The sequence below is a fragment of the Candidatus Sororendozoicomonas aggregata genome (genome assembly GCF_031528575.1).
GTDB lineage: Bacteria > Pseudomonadota > Gammaproteobacteria > Pseudomonadales > Endozoicomonadaceae > Endonucleibacter > Endonucleibacter aggregata.
Genome location: NZ_JAVLSP010000164.1, coordinates 1 through 3,596, shown reverse-complemented (window position 1 = coordinate 3,596; position 3,596 = coordinate 1). Strand labels below are relative to the sequence as shown.

Genomic DNA, 3,596 nt, shown 5'->3' with positions numbered 1-3,596 from the left:
CTGAGGATAATAGTGGGGCTATTTGACGAAGAAGCAGGAATTTTTAGACCAATTTATCGCAACCGCAGTAGGGTAGTCTATTCTCGGACAGGCTCCCAGACCGTCTTGAATTCAGATTTGACGTATAACCCCCAGATGCAAGCTGGCCTCTCCATAAAATATTGCCGATAATGCCCGGCCACTTTTCTCTTTGCCAGTGTAATGAGGTTCTCCTTTGAGCGACTTTATCTTCGGTCTACATGCCGTACAGAACCTGCTTTCCAGTAGACCAGAGCGAGTACTGGAACTGTGGATTCAAAAAGGCCGCGCAGACAAACGCATCAGTCTTCTGGTAGACGAGGCACGCAGCCAGGGCGTGACCGTACGTTTTTTTGAGCGTGCCAGGTTAGATGCCAAAGTTGATGGCGCTCACCAGGGAGCTGTTGCCAAGGTCGCCCAGGCAAAGGTGCTGCGCGAAGGCGATCTGGCAGATCTGCTGGATACCCTGAAGGTTCCCCCCTTTTTATTGGTGCTCGATGGCGTTACGGACCCCCATAACTTAGGGGCTTGCCTGCGAACCGCAGACGCTGCCGGCGTGCATGCTGTCATTATTCCCAAAGACAAATCAGCCACGTTGAATGCCACTGCCAGCAAGGTTGCCTGCGGTGCCGGAGAAACCGTGCCACTGATTCAGGTAACCAATCTGGCCAGAACACTCGTAACGTTAAGGGAACGGGGCATCTGGCTGACGGGTACTGCCGGGGAAAGCCAGAGCACCGTCTATCAGGCTGACTTAACGGGAGCGCTGTGCCTGATTATGGGCGCTGAAGGCAAAGGGATGCGCCGGCTGACTCGCGACCACTGCGATACCTTAGTCAATATACCCATGGCAGGCGAAGTAAGCAGTCTGAATGTCTCAGTGGCAACGGGCGTATGCCTGTTTGAAGCCGTGCGTCAAAGAACCATTTGACAGCCTCCTCCAACTAGAGAGGACGTCAGAGCAACGGCGCGATCAGATGGTCACTCCCGCGCAGGCGGGAGTCCATTTTCTGGTAGATTCCCGCCTTCGCGGGAATGACGACTGTATGGGTATTAGCGCTTAACAGCATTAGCGTAAAGCCGCGCCCCCATAAGACCCAGGGATCTTGCGGGTTGCAACGAAGGGCACTCTTCTCTAAAATCGCCCTCTCTTTCTATGTTGGGCTGGCTACTGTGAACACCTGTTCCCGGTACCCTTTCCTACACTCCTTGCCTTATCGGTTCGTCCGAAAGGCTGTTTAACCCGTAAGGAGCAACAATGCGTCATTACGAAATCGTATTTCTGGTGCATCCAGACCAGAGCGAACAAGTACCTGCGATGGTAGAGCGTTACAATCGCGCTATCACCGAAAGCGGAGGACAGGTTCATAGACTGGAAGACTGGGGCCGCCGCCAGCTGGCATACCCAATCAACAAGATCCACAAGGCACACTATGTTCTGATGAACATTGAGTGTGGCGATGAAGTCCTGAAAGAGCTGACTGAAAACTTCCGATACAACGACGCGGTAATCCGTAGTATGGTTATTCGTCGTGATGAGGCTATTACTGAGTCTTCCATCATGCTGCAGACTGAAGAAAAGCGTGAGCGCCGTGACGAGCGCCCTCGTCCAGAAGCAGCGTCTGAAACACGTGAAGAAGACGTTGCTGATTCTGCCGAGGCAGAAGACGCTGCCAGGAATCACCAATAGTCCTGGTCAGGAGATTAAACTCACGATACCCGGCCATCACTATTGGAAACCAGTTCACTTTACTAAGGAGACGCTGCTATGGCACGTTTTTTCCGTCGCAGAAAGTTCTGCCGTTTTACTGCTGAAAATGTGAAAGAGATCGATTATAAAGATCTGAATACCCTCAAAGCATACATTGCCGAAACCGGTAAAATTGTACCTAGCCGAATCACGGGCACCAAGGCTCGTTATCAGCGTCAGCTGGCGACCGCTATCAAGCGTGCACGTTACATAGCTCTGCTGCCGTACTGCGATCGTCACTGAAATCTGGGCAAAAGCAAAAATAGGGTAAACTGATGCGTGGATTGGCAGAACTGGCTATGCGTGGCCCTAGACAGGCCATACTGCTGTCTGTTCTTTTTACCAGCATTCCCGTGATGTTCTGGCTCAGTGCTGCCATCATCTCATTGGTGATACTGCGCCACGGCGTCGACCAGGGACTCAAGGTACTGATATGGGCATTGCTGCCCGGCATTGCCTGGGCCGCCACAGGACAATACAGCGTGTTAATGGGGTTAGTGGCTACCGGGCTTTTGGCCCTGTCATTACGCACCACGGTATCGTGGCAAAAAACGCTGCTGGCGTTGCTTCCTGTCGGTGGCCTGATGGCATTTATGCTATCTATAGTGGTACCGGGGCAGGTGACTCAATTGACAGAGATGGTCATGGAGCTTTTAACCTCTGTCCTGAAGCAGGCGGGTAAAACCCCGGCTGATTTGAGTGACAACCTGGAGCCGCTGGTACATTTTGGCGTGATTGGCATGCTGGCCTGGTTTAACCTGGTGAATTGTGTGTTAGGGCTGGTTCTGGCCAGATCCTGGCAGTCAATGCTGTATAATCCCGGCGGGTTCCAGAAGGAACTTCATTCTATCCGGTTCACAGCAACATTGAGCATGACATTGCTGGCACTGGCATTGGCTGGCTTGGTACTGTCACCGTTTATGGTGATTCTGTTACCTTTAGCGTCCCTGCCACTGTTTGTAGCAGGGCTGTCAATGGTGCACGCCCTGGTGTGGTTGCGAAAAATGGGCAGCCTGCCGCTGATCATGTTCTATGTTTTGGTGATACTTTTTACGCAGCTGGCATACCCGATAATTGTTTTGACAGCCTGTCTTGACAGCCTGTTTGATTTTCGCAAACGCGTGAGGCAAAAGGTGCCTCAGGACTGAGCGCTGGAAGCCTGTCGGACTTATGCTTTCGAGCATAAAATTCAGTAGGGCGAGTCAGAATTATGAAGGTGCTATGGTATCTTCACGCTATTAAAAGAGTTAGAGGCTTAAGCAATGGAAGTTATCCTGCTTGAAAAAATTGCCAACCTTGGCAGCCTGGGCGACAAGGTATCCGTCAAAGCGGGTTATGGTCGTAATTTTCTGGTTCCTTTTGGCAAGGCTGTGCCTGCTAGCAAGGACAATCTGGTTGCTTTTGAAGCACGTCGCACCGAGCTGGAAAAAGCCGCTGCCGACAAGCTGACCAGCGCAACTGCCCGTGCCACTGAAATGGCTGAAATCGAGCTTACCCTGACCGCTAAAGCAGGCGACGAAGGCAAGCTGTTCGGTTCCATCGGTTCTCGTGACCTGGCTGAAGCCATTACTTCTGCCGGTGTTAAAGTAGCCAAGAGCGAGATCCGCCTGCCAGAAGGTCCTATTCGTGCGGTAGGCGAATACGACGTTGCTGTTCAGTTGCACACCGATGTGTCCGCAAACATCAAGGTATTTGTTGAAGCTGAATAAGTTTTGGCCCTTAGGAGCCCGTCCGAGAATAGACTACCCTACTGCGGTTGCGATAAATTGGTCTAAAAATTCCTGCTTCTTCGTCAAATAGCCCCACTATTATCCTCAGAAGCAGAAAT

The 3,596-nt window shown here is 51.7% G+C and carries 5 protein-coding genes; all 5 read left to right on the top strand.

The annotated features are described in order from the left end of the window. Window positions 1–214 precede the first annotated feature (214 nt). On the top strand, window positions 215–949 hold the full coding sequence (gene rlmB, locus V4C51_RS17340) for a 23S rRNA (guanosine(2251)-2'-O)-methyltransferase RlmB (RefSeq protein ID WP_330927431.1): 735 nt from the start codon (window positions 215–217) through the stop codon (window positions 947–949). Between the two features lie 327 nt (window positions 950–1,276). Then, the gene (gene rpsF, locus V4C51_RS17335; protein WP_330927430.1) at window positions 1,277–1,708 is read left to right on the top strand and encodes a 30S ribosomal protein S6; all 432 of its coding nucleotides are present in this window, start codon (window positions 1,277–1,279) and stop codon (window positions 1,706–1,708) included. A 78-nt stretch (window positions 1,709–1,786) separates the two neighbouring features. Next, on the top strand, window positions 1,787–2,011 hold the full coding sequence (rpsR, locus tag V4C51_RS17330) for a 30S ribosomal protein S18 (protein WP_330927429.1): 225 nt from the start codon (window positions 1,787–1,789) through the stop codon (window positions 2,009–2,011). A 32-nt stretch (window positions 2,012–2,043) separates the two neighbouring features. After that, window positions 2,044–2,916: a YybS family protein gene (locus V4C51_RS17325; RefSeq protein ID WP_330927428.1), complete on the top strand. Its 873-nt coding sequence runs from the start codon at window positions 2,044–2,046 to the stop codon at window positions 2,914–2,916. Window positions 2,917–3,030: 114 nt separating this feature from the next. Beyond that, on the top strand, window positions 3,031–3,477 hold the full coding sequence (gene rplI, locus V4C51_RS17320) for a 50S ribosomal protein L9 (RefSeq protein WP_330927427.1): 447 nt from the start codon (window positions 3,031–3,033) through the stop codon (window positions 3,475–3,477). Window positions 3,478–3,596: the final 119 nt, after the last annotated feature.